The sequence below is a fragment of the Stutzerimonas sp. genome, from assembly GCF_982611455.1.
In genome coordinates this window covers 52,067-65,979 of sequence record NZ_CEXBBO010000005.1, presented here as the reverse complement: position 1 = coordinate 65,979, position 13,913 = coordinate 52,067, and the positions used below count along the sequence as shown (strand labels likewise).

The 13,913-nt window shown below is 62.7% G+C and carries 10 protein-coding genes and 1 pseudogene; 3 read left to right on the top strand and 8 right to left on the bottom strand.

Annotated elements, in window-relative coordinates; translation table 11 throughout:
* Positions 1-43 precede the first annotated feature (43 nt).
* A pseudogene (locus AC2LD7_RS04780) lies at positions 44-958 on the top strand (LysR family transcriptional regulator).
* A gap of 241 nt (positions 959-1,199) precedes the next feature.
* Here the strand turns inward: AC2LD7_RS04780 and phoU are convergent.
* From phoU to AC2LD7_RS04755, 5 genes are all read right to left on the bottom strand, one after another.
* On the bottom strand, positions 1,200-1,919 hold the full coding sequence (gene phoU / locus AC2LD7_RS04775) for a phosphate signaling complex protein PhoU (protein WP_484596708.1): 720 nt from the start codon (positions 1,917-1,919) through the stop codon (positions 1,200-1,202).
* Between the two features lie 117 nt (positions 1,920-2,036).
* The gene (gene pstB, locus AC2LD7_RS04770; protein ID WP_484596707.1) at positions 2,037-2,867 is read right to left on the bottom strand and encodes a phosphate ABC transporter ATP-binding protein PstB; all 831 of its coding nucleotides are present in this window, start codon (positions 2,865-2,867) and stop codon (positions 2,037-2,039) included.
* A gap of 88 nt (positions 2,868-2,955) precedes the next feature.
* Positions 2,956-4,626, bottom strand: a complete 1,671-nt coding sequence (gene pstA, locus AC2LD7_RS04765) for a phosphate ABC transporter permease PstA (RefSeq protein ID WP_484596706.1) — start codon at positions 4,624-4,626, stop codon at positions 2,956-2,958.
* A 70-nt stretch (positions 4,627-4,696) separates the two neighbouring features.
* Positions 4,697-6,973 (bottom strand): ABC transporter permease subunit, encoded by a 2,277-nt coding sequence (locus AC2LD7_RS04760; RefSeq protein WP_484596705.1) that lies wholly within the window; start codon positions 6,971-6,973, stop codon positions 4,697-4,699.
* A 218-nt stretch (positions 6,974-7,191) separates the two neighbouring features.
* Positions 7,192-8,163, bottom strand: a complete 972-nt coding sequence (locus AC2LD7_RS04755; RefSeq protein WP_484596704.1) for a PstS family phosphate ABC transporter substrate-binding protein — start codon at positions 8,161-8,163, stop codon at positions 7,192-7,194.
* A gap of 219 nt (positions 8,164-8,382) precedes the next feature.
* Here AC2LD7_RS04755 and AC2LD7_RS04750 point away from each other — a divergent pair, with 219 nt between their 5' ends.
* Positions 8,383-8,784, top strand: coding sequence for an acyl-CoA thioesterase (locus AC2LD7_RS04750; protein WP_255977988.1), 402 nt, complete (start codon positions 8,383-8,385; stop codon positions 8,782-8,784).
* A gap of 7 nt (positions 8,785-8,791) precedes the next feature.
* Here the strand turns inward: AC2LD7_RS04750 and AC2LD7_RS04745 are convergent, their stop codons facing one another.
* Positions 8,792-9,994 (bottom strand): GGDEF domain-containing protein, encoded by a 1,203-nt coding sequence (locus AC2LD7_RS04745; protein ID WP_484596703.1) that lies wholly within the window; start codon positions 9,992-9,994, stop codon positions 8,792-8,794.
* 169 nt (positions 9,995-10,163) lie between these two features.
* Here AC2LD7_RS04745 and AC2LD7_RS04740 point away from each other — a divergent pair, with 169 nt between their 5' ends.
* A complete protein-coding gene (locus AC2LD7_RS04740) occupies positions 10,164-11,072 on the top strand; it encodes an AEC family transporter (protein ID WP_484596702.1) in 909 nt (302 codons plus the stop codon).
* Between the two features lie 16 nt (positions 11,073-11,088).
* On the opposite strand, the gene AC2LD7_RS04735 is transcribed toward AC2LD7_RS04740, so the two are convergent.
* Both AC2LD7_RS04735 and recD read right to left on the bottom strand, forming a co-directional pair.
* Complete coding sequence (locus tag AC2LD7_RS04735; RefSeq protein WP_484596701.1) at positions 11,089-11,538, bottom strand: hypothetical protein; 450 nt, start codon at positions 11,536-11,538, stop codon at positions 11,089-11,091.
* 284 nt (positions 11,539-11,822) lie between these two features.
* Positions 11,823-13,676 (bottom strand): exodeoxyribonuclease V subunit alpha, encoded by a 1,854-nt coding sequence (gene recD, locus AC2LD7_RS04730; protein WP_484596700.1) that lies wholly within the window; start codon positions 13,674-13,676, stop codon positions 11,823-11,825.
* Positions 13,677-13,913 lie beyond the last annotated feature (237 nt).

Genomic DNA, 13,913 nt, shown 5'->3' with positions numbered 1-13,913 from the left:
CTGAGGTCGATAATCCAGCGTTCCGACAAAGGACTTGTTCGCCATGAGAACGAATGACAAGGCAGCGCTGCTACCCGGCATGGCCGTGTTCGTGCGTGTGGTCGAGGCGGGTAGCTTCTCCGCCGCGGCCCGGCAGCTGGGTACCACCGCGTCGGCCGTGAGCCGACAGGTGGCGCGGCTTGAGCAGGAATTGTCGCTGCGGCTGCTGGAGCGCACTACGCGCCAACTGCGGCTGAACTAGGCCGGCAGCGAGTTCTACCTGCATTGCCGAACGATGCTCGACGCCGCCGACCAAGCCCTGGCCATCGGCGAACGGTTGATGAGCAGCCCACGCGGTCTGGTGCGCTTGAGCGTGCCCAAGGCCTACGGCAAGTTCGTCATCAGCCCATTGATGCCAGGCTTTTTACAGCGTTTCGCCGATGTCGACGTGCAGCTGCATATCAGCGACCAGAGCCCGGATTTGATAGAGGACGGCTTCGATCTTTTGATCCAGGTCACCGATCAGCCACCGGAAGGGCTTGCAGGCAAACCGCTGGGGCCGGTGCGCCAGCTGCTTTGTGCGAGCCCGGAATATCTGGAACTGCACGGCACGCCGCAGCACCCTCAGGAATTACTCAGGCACAGCTGTCTGTATCTCGGCGAACGTGCCGGGGATAACCGCTGGCATTTCAGCAACGACGAGCAGCAGGAGGTGGTGACGGTGCGCGGTCGCTACATCAGCAATCACAGCGAAGCGCGACTGGAAGCGGCGTTGGCGAATATAGGCATTACCGTCCTGCCGCATTTCACTGCGGCGCAGGCACTGGCCAATGGTCGGCTGTGCGAAGTACTGCCGCAGTGGCGCTATACCGGCTCGTATCAGGGCGCCGCCTGGCTGCTGTGGCGGCAGAACCAGCACCTGCCGCCGAAACAGCGGGTGCTGATCGATTATCTGAGCGAGGCGCTGCTGCCACGCTGAGTAGCGTAGATCGCACGGGCACCTTCGGGCGGCTTGTGGTGGGCTGAAGCCCACCCTACGGAGCGCTTCAGCCCACCGACTAGACCGGGGCTTTGGTAGGGTGGGCTTCAGCCCACCAACCTACCAGCCCACCGAGCAGCCTCAGGCGACTTTGGTGGGCTAAAGCCCACCCTACAATCCTGAACGGCCTACTCTACGGTGCGGGAGCGGAGCGCCGCCTACCAGAGCAGAGCTCGGCGATTCAGTCGCGCTTGTTGGCGACTTCCTCGGCCATGCGTGTCAGGCCCAGGTGACGTACGTCGGTGCCGCGTACCAGGTAGATCACCATTTCCGCGATGTTGCGTGCATGGTCGCCGATTCGCTCCAGCGAGCGCAGCACCCAGATCACGCTGAGTACGCGGGAGATCGAGCGTGGATCTTCCATCATGTAGGTGACCAGCTCGCGCAGCGCGGTCTTGTACTCGCGGTCGACGGTCTTGTCGTACTGCGCCACCGACAGCGCCAGCTCGGCGTCGAAGCGGGCGAACGCATCGAGCGACTCTCGCACCATCTTGCGTACCTGATCGCCAATATGACGCACCTCGACGTAGCCGCGCGGTGACTCGCCGTCTTCGCACAGCTCGATGGCGCGGCGGGCGATCTTGGTCGCTTCATCGCCGATGCGTTCCAGGTCAATGACGGACTTGGAGATGCTGATGATCAACCGCAGGTCGGACGCGGCAGGCTGACGTCGTGCGAGGATGCGAATGCATTCCTCGTCGATGTCACGCTCCATGTGGTTGATCTGGTCATCCACATCACGCACCTGCTGCGCCAGCCCAGAATCGGCCTCGATCAGCGCAGTGACCGCATCATTGACCTGCTTCTCGACCAGACCGCCCATGGCCAGAAGATGACTGCGCACCTCCTCAAGCTCGGCGTTGAACTGCTGGGAGATGTGTTGGGTGTGACTGTCTTTCATTTTTTCGCTCCGCGAGCCACAGGCTGCAGGCTACAGGCCGCAGGCTGTAAAGGGTTGTGTGTCGCCGACTGAGCCACGCTTCTGGCCTGAAGCCTGTCGCCTGAAGCCGCCGCGCGGTTAACCGTAGCGCCCCGTTATGTAGTCTTCGGTCTGCTTCTTGTCAGGATTGGTGAACAGGGTATCGGTATCGCCGTACTCGATCAGCTTGCCCATGTACATGAAGGCCGTGTAGTCGGAGACGCGCGCGGCCTGTTGCATGTTGTGGGTGACGATGACGATGGTGTACTTGGCCTTGAGCTCGTAGATCAGCTCCTCGACTTTCAGCGAGGAGATTGGATCGAGCGCTGAGCTCGGCTCGTCGAGCAGCAGCACTTCGGGCTGCACGGCGATGGTACGGGCGATCACCAGACGCTGTTGCTGACCACCGGAAAGACCCAGTGCCGACTCGTGCAGGCGATCCTTCACTTCTTCCCACAGCGCCGCGCCCTTGAGCGCCCATTCGACCGTCTCGTCGAGCACGCGCTTCTGCTTGATGCCCTGAATGCGCAGGCCGTAGACCACGTTCTCGTAGATGCTCTTGGGGAACGGGTTAGGCTTCTGAAACACCATGCCGACGCGACGGCGCAGGTCAGCGACGTCTTCGCCCTTGCGGTAGATGTTGTGGCCGTCGAGGTTGATGGCGCCTTCGATGCGGCAGCCGTCCACCAAGTCGTTCATTCGGTTGAAACAGCGCAGCAGCGTGGACTTGCCGCAACCGGACGGACCGATAAAGGCGGTCACGCGCTGGCGCGGGATGTTCATGCTGACGTTGTACAGCGCCTGCTTTTCGCCGTAGTAGAGGCTCAGGTCGGGCACTTCGATGGCCACGGGCTCGTTGGCCAGATCCAATGCGCGCTTGTCACGACCCAGCGCCGAGATGTCGATGGTATGCGTCTTTGCTTGTGACATGGTGTCTCCTTCGGAGGCTGTAGGCTTCAAGCTGCAGGCTACGGGCCGGCTCTTGCCTGACGCCTGCAGCCTGCGGCCCATAGCCGCCTTAATGATCAAGCGCTTTGTATTTTTCGCGCAGATGGTTACGAATGACGACCGCACTGAGGTTGAGCGTCGCGATCACCAGCACCAGCAGAAACGCCGTGGCATAAACCAATGGTCGTGCCGCCTCGACGTTGGGGCTCTGGAAGCCGACGTCGTAGATGTGAAAACCCAGATGCATGATTTTCTGATCGAGGTGCAGATAGGGATAATTGCCGTTGAGCGGCAGGCTCGGCGCCAGCTTGACCACACCGACCAGCATCAGCGGCGCGACTTCACCGGCGGCGCGCGCCACGGCGAGAATCAGGCCGGTCATCATCGCCGGGCTGGCCATCGGCAGCACCACTTTCCACAACGTCTCCGACTTGGTGGCGCCGAGGGCCAGCGAGCCTTCGCGCAGGATTCGCGGAATCCGTGCCAGCCCTTCCTCGGTGGCGACGATCACCACCGGCAGTGTCAGGATCGCCAGGGTCAACGATGCCCACATCAGGCCCGGCGTGCCGAACACCGGTGCCGGCGCCGCTTCGGGATAGAAGATGCGGTCGAGCGAGCCGCCCAGCACGTAGACGAAGAAGCCCAGGCCGAACACGCCGTAGACGATCGAAGGCACGCCGGCGAGGTTGTTCACCGCGATGCGGATGATCCGGGTGAGCACGCCCTGCTTAGCATATTCGCGCAGATACACCGCGGCGATCACGCCGAACGGGGTGACGATCACGGCCATGATCAGGGTCATCAGCACGGTGCCGAAAATGGCCGGGAAGATACCGCCTTCGGTATTCGCCTCGCGCGGCTCGTCACTGACGAACTCCCAAACTTTGGCAAGGTAGAAGCCCAACTTGTCGAACGTCGACATGGCATTCGGGCGATAGGCACGTACCACCTTGCCGAGGCTGATCTCCTTCTCCTGGCCATCCATGGTGCGCATCGTGAGGCTGTCGCGGTTGAAGCCGTTATAGAGCGCGATCAGCTCACCTTCCAGCGTCTTGTATTCGGCATCCCATTGCGCGCGCTCGGTGTCGAGCTGTGCCTGGGCCGCGGCGTCGAGCTGATCGTCGAGTTCCAGCTTGCGGGTCTTCAGGCGCAGGCGCTCGAGGCCATGGTTGATGCGGCCGATATCGACCTGCTCCAGGCGGGCGATCTGCGCGTGCAGCTCATCGATGCGCTCGATACGCTGCTGCAGTTCCGCCCAAGCGGCATCACCTTCGGCGACTAGCTGACCGCTTTCCTTGACGTTCAGCAGCTCGCCATAGAAGTTGCCCCACTCGCGACGCTCCAACGCGACCAGCTCGGCGGGCTTGCGTTGATTGCTCAGCCATTCGCCGATAACCCAGGAGAAGTCCGCGCCATAGACCTCGCGGTTGCCTACCTTGAGCAACTCGCGAGTCATGAACTCACCGCCCTCGACATCCACCGGCAAGCCACTGGCAGCCAGACGTGCGCGCGGTACTTCTTCGGCCTGTACCACTTCGCCGGCCATCACCCGGGGCTGGGCGCCGGGCACCTGATAATCGGCGACCACGATGTCGGCCGGCCAGAAGTGCTCAAGTCCGCGCACGGCTATCACCGCCAGCAGGCCGAGTGTCATGATCACGGCGATGGAGACGGCGCCGGCGTTCATCCAGACCCAGGGGCTGCCGCTCTTGATCCAGGTTTTCAGCGAATCCTTTTTCACGGATCGATACCTTTGTCGAAATCTTGTCGCAGCCGCAATCGGCTGCGTGCTTGCGCGCCCGCAGGCGCGGTTACAGGCTGGCGTACTTGCGACGCAGGCGCTGGCGGATCAGCTCGGCCAGTGTGTTCATCACGAAGGTGAACATCAGCAGCACCATCGCAGCGAGGAACAGCACGCGGTAGTGAGTGCTGCCCACTTCCGACTCGGGCATTTCCACCGCGACGTTGGCCGCCAGGGTGCGCATGCCTTCGAAGATGTTGGCTTCCATGATCGGCGTGTTGCCGGTGGCCATCAGCACGATCATGGTTTCGCCCACGGCGCGGCCCATGCCGATCATCAGCGCCGAGAAGATGCCCGGGCTGGCGGTCAACAGCACCACGCGGGTAAGCGTCTGCCAGGGCGTCGCACCGAGCGCCAGGGAACCTAAGGTGAGGCTTTTGGGCACACTGAAAACGGCGTCTTCGGCGATCGAATAGATTGTCGGGATCACCGCGAAGCCCATCGCCAGACCGATCACCAAGGCGTTGCGCTGATCGAAGGGGATACCCATGTCGTTGGACAACCACAGGCGCATGTCACCGCCAAAGAACCAGTTTTCCAGATGACCGCTGACCGCCAAGGAGCCCCAGCCCACCGCCAGGATCACCGGAATCAGCAGGACCGCTTCCCAACCATCCGGCACACTCAGGCGGATGTTTTCCGGCAGACGGCTCCAGAACCAGCCGGCGAGCAGGATGCCGATCGGTGTGAGCAGCAGCAGACTGAAGATGCCGGGCAGATGGTTTTCCAGATACGGCGCGAGAAACAGCCCGGCGAAGAAACCGAGGATCACCGTCGGCAGGGCTTCCATCAGCTCGATCACCGGCTTGACCTTACGGCGCAGCGCCGGGGCCATGAAGTAGGCGGTGTAAAAGGCTGCACAGATTGCCAGCGGCGCCGCCAGCAGCATCGCGTAGAACGCCGCCTTGAGCGTGCCGAAGGCCAGCGGTGACAGGCTCAGCTTGGGCTCGAAGTCGCCGGTCGCGGAGGTCGACTGCCAGACGTAATCCGGCTCCGGATAGCTCTCGTACCAGACCTTGCCCCAGAGCGCGCTCCAGGAAATCTCCGGGTGCGGATTGTTGATCACGAAGCGCTGCAGCTGGTCGCCCGACTCCACCAGCAGTCGGGTAGCTCGGGGCGACATTGCCGCGACCGCCGCGCCGTCGGCGACCTGCTCGGTTAACAGGGTGCGATGTGCCGTGCTGTGGAAGATGCCGAGGGTGCCGGCGTTGTCGAGGGCGAGAAAGCCCTTGCGGCGCTCTTCCGAAATGATCTGGGTGATCGGCTGGCCGTCCAGTTGGAAGTTGCGCACGTTCTTCAGCTCGGACTGACCGCCGTCGCCACGCACCATGAACCATTGGCCGATGCCACCGGCCGAATCGCCGACCATCAACGAAATGCCACCGAGCAGCGATGCGACGGTGGTGATTTCACCCTTGCCGGCCAGTAGCTTGTAACGCCCGTTCAGTTGCTTACGGCGCAAGTCGAAGACATCGACGCTGGCGTGGCCGCTCACCGCAAACAGCCACATGTGCCGCGGGTCGATGCGCAGCGCCTTGATCGGCTCGGAAAGTTGCGGCAGCTCCAGACGCTCCTCTTCCAGACTGGTCTCGCCGGTCAGCAGGTTTTCCGTGGCGGAGATGCGCAGGGCTTGCAGCGCGCCGTCGGTGGCGCCAGCGACCATCAGCGTCTTGCCATTCAGGCTGACAGCGGCGTGGGTAATGGGGCGGCCTTGCGGGTCGAGCTGCAACGGCGCTTCGCCAAACGGATAGTCCAGCTGCGGAGTGATGGTTTTCTTGCCGTCCGGGTAGCTGATCTTGTAGTTGTGCTCGGCGACCAATACCTGGCCATTGTCCAGACCGAGCACGAAGCGGCGGTTACCCGGTGTGTCCTGACCGATCGAGACGATACGGCTGCCAGCAGGCAGCGGCAGCTCGATGTTGCGCAGAGATTCGCCGGTCTGGACGCTGAAGAAGCGCACCTGACCATCGCTGCCGAGGCGCATGGCGACCTGATTCTGCTCTTCCATCGCCAGCAGCAGCGGCTCGCCGGCATCGGCCAGCCAGGCAGGTTGCTGCGCGTCGCGTGCCTCCAGCTCGGCCCCCTGAAACATGGGCAGGACGACCTGGGCGAGGTAGAAGAAAATGAGGGTGATCGCACCGAGCACGGCGAGGCCACCGATGGAGACATACCAACGCGCCAGGTTGTCTTTCAGCGCGCGGATGCGGCGCTTGCGTTGCAGCGCCGGAGTATTGAAGTCCAGCCGTTGCACATCGGAATTCGCGCTCATGGTCTCTATATCGTTCATGCGAAGGTCCTGGCCGCTCAGGCCGCTAAAACTGCTGCGCTCGGTTGAGCACGCGTCGTTTCCACTGGCTGCTGATGGGCCGGTCGGGCGCCTAATCTAACCAAGCTGTGTGACAGAAAAATTACAGCAGGGTGACGCGACGACGCCCACCAGCGCGAAAAGCGTGGCGGGCGTTGTACTCAGGCTCGCGGCGGATGCGGCAAGCCTGGCATCAGGTCTTAGTTTTCCAGACCCAGTTCCTTCAGCGTCTTGTCGACGACTTTCTTCGGCAGCGGGATGTAGCCGTCCTTGACCACGACTTCCTGACCCTGCTTGGAAAGCACTAGCTTGAGGAATTCGGCGTCGATCGGGCTCAGCGGCTTGTTCGGCGCCTTGTTGACGTAGACGTAGAAGAAGCGAGCCAGCGGGAACTTGCCGGCCAGGGCGTTCTCTTCGTTCGCCTCGAACGCCTCGCCACCCTTGGACAGGGGAACGGCGCGGACACTGGAGGTTTTGTAGCCGATGCCCGAGTAACCGATGGCGTTCAGGGTGCTGGAGATCGACTGCACCACCGAGGCCGAACCTGGCTGCTCATTGACGTTGGGTTTGTAATCTCCCTTGCACAAGGCTTCTTCCTTGAAGTAGCCGTAGGTGCCGGATACCGAGTTACGCCCAAACAGCTGAATCGGCTTGCTCGCCCACTCACCGGTCAGGCCCAGCTGGCCCCAATTGGTGATGTCCTGCTCGCCACCGCACAGGCGGGTACTGGAGAAGATCGCGTCGACCTGTTCGATATCCAGACTCTTGATCGGGTTGTCCTTGTGCACGAACACGGCCAGTGCGTCGATGGCGACCGGTACAGCGGTCGGCTTGTAGCCATACTTTTCTTCGAAGGCCTGAATCTCGTTGTCCTTCATCGGGCGGCTCATCGGCCCGAGATTGGCAGTGCCTTCGGTCAGCGCCGGCGGAGCGGTAGAGGAACCGGCGGCCTGAATCTGGATGTTGACGTTCGGGTAGCTGCGCTTGAAGTCTTCCGCCCACAGCGTCATCAGGTTGGCCAGAGAGTCGGAGCCGACGCTGGACAGGTTACCGGATACACCGGACGTCTTCTCATAGGTCGGCAGCGCCGGGTCAACAGCGGCAACTGCGTTGGCAGCGCCTACGCCAGCGGCAACAAAGGTCAGGGCCGCCATCAAACGATTCAGTGTCATACCTTGCTCCTAGCAGGGGTGTGCTCGAGTGTGTTGGAACGGGGGCCATTGTCTGCAGGCCGTGTGAACACTCTATGAACGGAATATGACAATCTGGTGACGATCAGTAACTTGCTCCATGTCGGTCGCTGCCGCTGCATACAGCCGCTATACTCGGCCCGGCCCGCACTACCGTGGGCTTCCGCGCCAGAACAACAAACGCGCCGCGAGTCCGATCCGATGAATGAATACGAACAGGAAGACCCAATCCCGCAGGGCGACCTCGCCCTTCAGCTGACTGCCCTGCCACGGGAAACCAACGGCTTCGGAGATATTTTCGGTGGTTGGCTGGTTTCGCAGATGGATCTGGCGGGAACCGCAATGGCCAGCCGCGTGGCCGCCGGCCGCGTCGCAACGGTCTCCATCGATCGCATGGCCTTCATGGTGCCGGTGGCAGTAGGTGCGCAGCTGTCTTTCTATACCCAGACGCTGGACGTGGGGCGCAGCTCGATTCGCATGCTGGTGGAAGTCTGGAGCGACGACCCGCTCTCCAGCGAATGGCGCAAGGTCACCGAAGCGGTGTTCGTCTTCGTCGCCATCGACGGCAGCGGCCGCACCCGCCCGGTTTCACCGCGCCGCTAAGCACATATCAAGCAGCCTTCGGCTGTGCAGCGTACATGGCGTAGCGATTCTTGCCGGCCTGCTTGGCTTGGTACAGCGCGGCGTCCGCAGCCTGATAAAGCTGCTCGGGGGTATACCCTGGCTGCAACATGGCAATTCCGATGCTTGAAGTGACCTTCCCGCTATGTGCCGAAGCCGGATGTGGCAGCGCCCGCTCAGCGAGCATCGCCAACAGCTGACTGGCGATCGATTGCGCCGACTCGGCGTCGCAGTGATAGAGCAACAACGCGAACTCCTCACCGCCGACCCGCGCCGCCAAGTCCAATGGCCGCCGCGCGAAGCGCCCGAGCAGTTCGGAGAACTCTCTGATCAGCGCATCGCCAGCCGGATGGCCGAGGTTGTCGTTGTAACTCTTGAAGTTGTCCAGATCGAGCAGCAGCAATGCCAGCGGTTGGCGCTCGCGCCGCGCCTGCAACAGCGTCTGCTGCAGCGCCATATCGAAGCGGCGGCGGTTAGCCAGCCCGGTCATCGCGTCGTGCTGCGCGACCCAGCCCAGCAGCTTGCGCATGAGGAATTGCTCACGCTGCGAATATTCGTGGACATAACGACCAATCGCCCCGAGCACCAGCAAGATCAAGTAATAGCTGACCGAAATCCAATGCACGTGCATCTCGCTGGCCGGAAGAATCATTGCGGCGATCAGCACATCGAACAAGACGATCGTCGCCGCGCAGCTCAACGCGCGCCAGAAGGTAATGCCAAGAAAGAAAAACGAACAAACGATCAGCAGGCCGGCGCCATAGCGAATGGTCAATTCAGGCTGCATCGTCTCGTATTGGATATCGATCCGCGCCGCGACCAACCCAATTAGCACGATAAATAGCGGGAATAGCCGATTGGCAATGACACGCGCGCGCCTGTAGAGAAGAGCCACAACCAGAATCGCCATCCCAGGCATCATCTGTAGCAGACGCAGCAAGGTCAGCTCGCGCAGCCAGCCCGGGTCCGAATGCGCGAATAGCTGCTGTTCAACATAGAGATAACCGCCTACCACCAATATCAGAAGGCAGGCGCCAAGCTGCTGGGCCAAGCGGGCTTGCCGGTTCAGATAATGGCGAAACTCACGCTCCAGTTCAGGCGCAAATGACAGGCGGCGAAAACCTTGGCGCAGCTGCGTCCCGTAGGGCGTATCCCGAAAATCTTCGGCGGATTGGTTTTCGAGAAATTGCATCGACGGAGCTCTTGTACAGGCGCGCCGCATGATATCACTTAGATATCATTGCGCTCGCTTTCCCGATGAACGCGCCCAGTGCCGCCGAGTAAGCGCTGCCCACATCTGGGTTGCGGCCGCAGGCGCGACGCTCCACTATCCACCCACCTGCACCGTTGGATGTATACGCGTGACTGTCCTTCTGCTCGCTCTCTGGCCCCTGTTCGCCCTGATTGTTGCCGGCTATTTTTTGCGGCTGCGTGAATTTCCCAGCGAAGCCTTCTGGCCTGGCGCAGAGCGAATCAATTACTTCGTCCTGTTCCCCGCCTTGCTGTTCAGCAGCCTGGCCACCGCACCACTGGATAACCCTGCACTGCCGCGACTGGCCGGGGCGGTGATGCTGGGTCTGGGGCTGGCATGGCTCGCACTGTTGATAATGAAGCGTGTGCGCGGCTGGCCTGCCGCTCGCTTCGGGGCGTTTGCCCAGGGCGCGCTGCGCTTCAATACCTACCTCGGCCTCGCGGCGGTGGGCAGTCTGTTCGGCAAGGAAGGTCTGGCCCTGGCGGCGTTGATGCTGGCGCTGATGGTGCCGACAGTGAATGTCATGTCGGTCTGGGCGCTGACCGCTGAGCGTGGCATCAGCGTGCGCTCGCTCCTGCTGCCGATCGTGAAGAACCCGCTGATTCTTGCCTGCTTGACCGGCGCCCTGGTCAATTTTTCCGGCCTCGGCCTTCCTGGGGGCACCGACCGCCTGCTGAGCCTGCTGGCCGCCGCCAGCCTGCCGCTGGGCCTGCTCTGCGTAGGGGCGGCCTTGAAGCCGAAGGAGTTAGGCGGAGAGATCCCAGCGCTGGGCTGGAACAGCGCACTGCGCCTGCTCGCCGTTCCGTTACTTGCATACGCCGTGGCTCGCCTGCTCAACCTGCCGGCGATGGAGACGACCATCATCGTGCTGTTCTTCGCCCTGCCCACCGCACCGACTGCCTATGTCCTGACCCGCCAATTGGGCGGCGATAGTCATCTGATGGCGGGCATCATCACCCTACAAACCTTGTTAGCCGCCGCCAGCCTGCCGCTGGTACTGACACTGCTGGGCAGCTGATCCGTTGACGATCGGCCTAGCGCACCACTTGGCTACGTAATGTGCGCAGCAGCAAAAGCGCCATACCCAAACCAAAAGTAGCCAGTACCAGCAACGGGCCAAGATGGCCAACCAACTCCTGTAACCAGACCAGAAGGCGTACCAAGACACCAAAGCGCCTGCCGTCGGCATCGGGATCGGTCACGTAGGCGCCCTGCTCCCATATTTCGTAAGCCGCTTTGAGCGGTAACAGCGTCAGCGGAATCAACACCAGGCAGATCCAGTAACCCGTCCGACGGCGCGGGCCGAGCAGGCCCCAGGGTTGATAAGCGGCACGAATAAGCTGAAAGAAACAAATAGCGTAATAACCCACCAGCAGCAGGAAAAATCCGTTGGCAAGCGAAGGCGCTATCCAGACGGCACGTAGCGTGGCGCCCATCAGTAGCAGGCTGAGCAAGGCCCAGGTGGCAAAGAAAAGCTTTTTCATCGGTTGTTCCGATTGTCGGGTTTTGCAAAGACGCATCGGAACAGATTTCAGCCGCGCAGACGCACAACCGCTTCACGGAAACGGGCGCTATACAGGTTGTGTGAAAACGTCGCGAGCGATGGTTAGGCGGGGGCGCCCAAGCAAGAACTAGGCGTCTCCATAAAAACAGGCGAGGAAGCGGACTGGCCTCGCATCCGAGCCTTTTAACGCGGCATAACCGAGCGCAGTGGTTTTCGCACGGTCTGTATGCGCGGCGCGGGCTTCGATCACGCTAACGCCCGCTGTCAGAACAGGCTCATCTGGTCGCCTGGTGGCTCGTTGGGGTGTTGCTGCGCGATCACCCGCTCGACAACCGGCTGCGGCGCTCCGCCCAGAGCGAGGCGATCTGCCAGTCCAGCTGCACGCTCGGCGCGGGTACTCACCGCCTCGGCCAGACGCGCTGGCAATGCCCAGATTTCCACCTTCTGCTTGGCGCGGGTAATCCCGGTGTAGAACAGCGAGCGGGTCAGCAACGGGCTGGGTTGCTCCGGCAGGGCCAGCAGCACTTCGGTGAATTCCGAGCCTTGGCTCTTGTGCACGGTCATGGCGAAAGCACTGTCATGGCTTGGCAGCCGCGCCGGGGCGAAGCCGCGATAGCCCTCATCGCCTTCGAAGTAAACGCGCAGGCCGTGTTCGGTTTTCAGGCACAGGCCGATGTCGCCGTTGAACAGGCCCAACGCATAGTCGTTCTGCCGAACCATCACCGCGCGGCCGGGGTACCAGCGCTCACGTGCCGGCACGCCGAGGCGCCGCTTGAAGCGCGCTTCGAGCGCCTCGTTGATACCGGTGACGCCGAAGGCCCCCTCGCGCTGTGCGGTCAGTGCGCGAAAGCCGTTGAAGGCTGCGAACGACATTGCCGGATCAGCTTGCCGTGCGGCCTGCAGATAGGGTGCGTAGCCCTGCTCCAGCCGCTCGATCAGCGAGATGGGGTTGGGAGCCGCGTTCCAGGCCAGGTCCGCGCGATTTTCCTGCAGCAGCGCGACGGTGCCCTGGGCGTCGCCGCCGTTGATCCGCCGCGCCAGTTCGCCGATGCCACTGTCGCCGGCGAAACGATGGCTATGAGTCAGCAGCAGCACCGCGTCTCCCAGGCGTGAACGTGGCATCTCGACCGGCACACTTTGTCCGGTGATGCGCTGCAAGTCTGTCGCCGCCTGAGCATCGAAACCGCGCCCGTCGCAGAGTTCGGCGAACACCGCGCCGGCTTCCACAGCGGCCAGCTGGTCCTTGTCGCCGAGCAGGATCAACCGCGCCTTCGGCGGCAAGGCGGCGACCAATTTGGCCATAAGCGCCAGATCGACCATCGAAGCCTCGTCCACCACCAGCACGTCCAGCGGCAGCGGGTTGGCCGCATCGTGACGCACCTTCGGGCTGTCGCCGCGGCTGCCTAGCAGCCGATGCAGGGTGCGCGCATCGTCCGGCAGCGCCTCCTTAATCGCATCGCTGACTGGCAGATCGGCCTTGGCGTTGCGGATCGCTTCGGCCATACGCGCCGCGGCCTTGCCGGTGGGCGCCGCGAGGCCAATGGCGAGGCGCTCGCCCTCGGGCTGCTCCAGCAGCGCGGCCAGCAACCGCACCACAGTGGTGGTCTTGCCGGTACCGGGGCCGCCGGAAATCACTGCCAGCCGACGGCGCACCGCCTGCGCTGCGGCCAGGCGTTGCCAGTCGGGGCTTTGCTGATTGAAGGCGAATAGCCGCGCCAGGCTCTCGCTCAGTTGCTGTTCGTCCACCTCCGGTGCATCCGCCGCGCGGGCGAGCAATTGCTCGGCCAGTTGCTGTTCGTAGGCCTGATAGCGGGCCAGATAAAGGCGTTCGCCGTCGAGGACCAGCGGCGCGTAATCACCAGGCGAGCCGATCAGCGTGGAGGCCTCGAGCTGGGCACGCCAGGCGGCGAGCGGAGGCAGGCTGACATCGAGTTCCGGCCAGGGCCGCTTGCCCGCGAAACGCGCGAGCGGCAGACAGACATCACCCGCCGCCAGCGCTTCGCAGCACAACGCGGCGGCGAGCAGCACCGGCTCCGGAGCAGAAGGATCGAGGCGTTGCAGGCTGGCGATGAAGGCGCGCTCCAGTGGGCCGAGCGGCAGGTCTGAGTGAACCGTCATCACATGTACCTCCGCCCAGGCGGGGCCGAACGGCGTTGCAGGGCGGTAGCCTGCTTCGGCCCAAAGAGGTGGGCTGAAGCCCACCCTACAAGGCGATTGGGCATCGGCGCGGCAGCAGCCATCATTTGTCCTCCGTCGACAGGCGGTTCATGCACTGTGCAGTGCATTCCCAGCCTTGAGAATGCGGCAACCGCGTCGCATCCCGTAGGGTGGGCCGGGCGGCGCTCCGCTTCAGCC

Bases quoted from the DNA above. Each gene is read 5' to 3' on its own strand.
- phoU (WP_484596708.1), bottom strand. From the start codon at position 1,919: ATGAAAGACAGTCACACCCAACACATCTCCCAGCAGTTCAACGCCGAG.
- pstB (WP_484596707.1), bottom strand. From the start codon at position 2,867: ATGTCACAAGCAAAGACGCATACCATCGACATCTCGGCGCTGGGTCGT.
- AC2LD7_RS04760 (WP_484596705.1), bottom strand. From the start codon at position 6,973: ATGAACGATATAGAGACCATGAGCGCGAATTCCGATGTGCAACGGCTG.
- AC2LD7_RS04755 (WP_484596704.1), bottom strand. From the start codon at position 8,163: ATGACACTGAATCGTTTGATGGCGGCCCTGACCTTTGTTGCCGCTGGC.
- AC2LD7_RS04750 (WP_255977988.1), top strand. From the start codon at position 8,383: ATGAATGAATACGAACAGGAAGACCCAATCCCGCAGGGCGACCTCGCC.
- AC2LD7_RS04745 (WP_484596703.1), bottom strand. From the start codon at position 9,994: ATGCAATTTCTCGAAAACCAATCCGCCGAAGATTTTCGGGATACGCCC.
- AC2LD7_RS04735 (WP_484596701.1), bottom strand. From the start codon at position 11,538: ATGAAAAAGCTTTTCTTTGCCACCTGGGCCTTGCTCAGCCTGCTACTG.
- recD (WP_484596700.1), bottom strand. From the start codon at position 13,676: ATGACGGTTCACTCAGACCTGCCGCTCGGCCCACTGGAGCGCGCCTTC.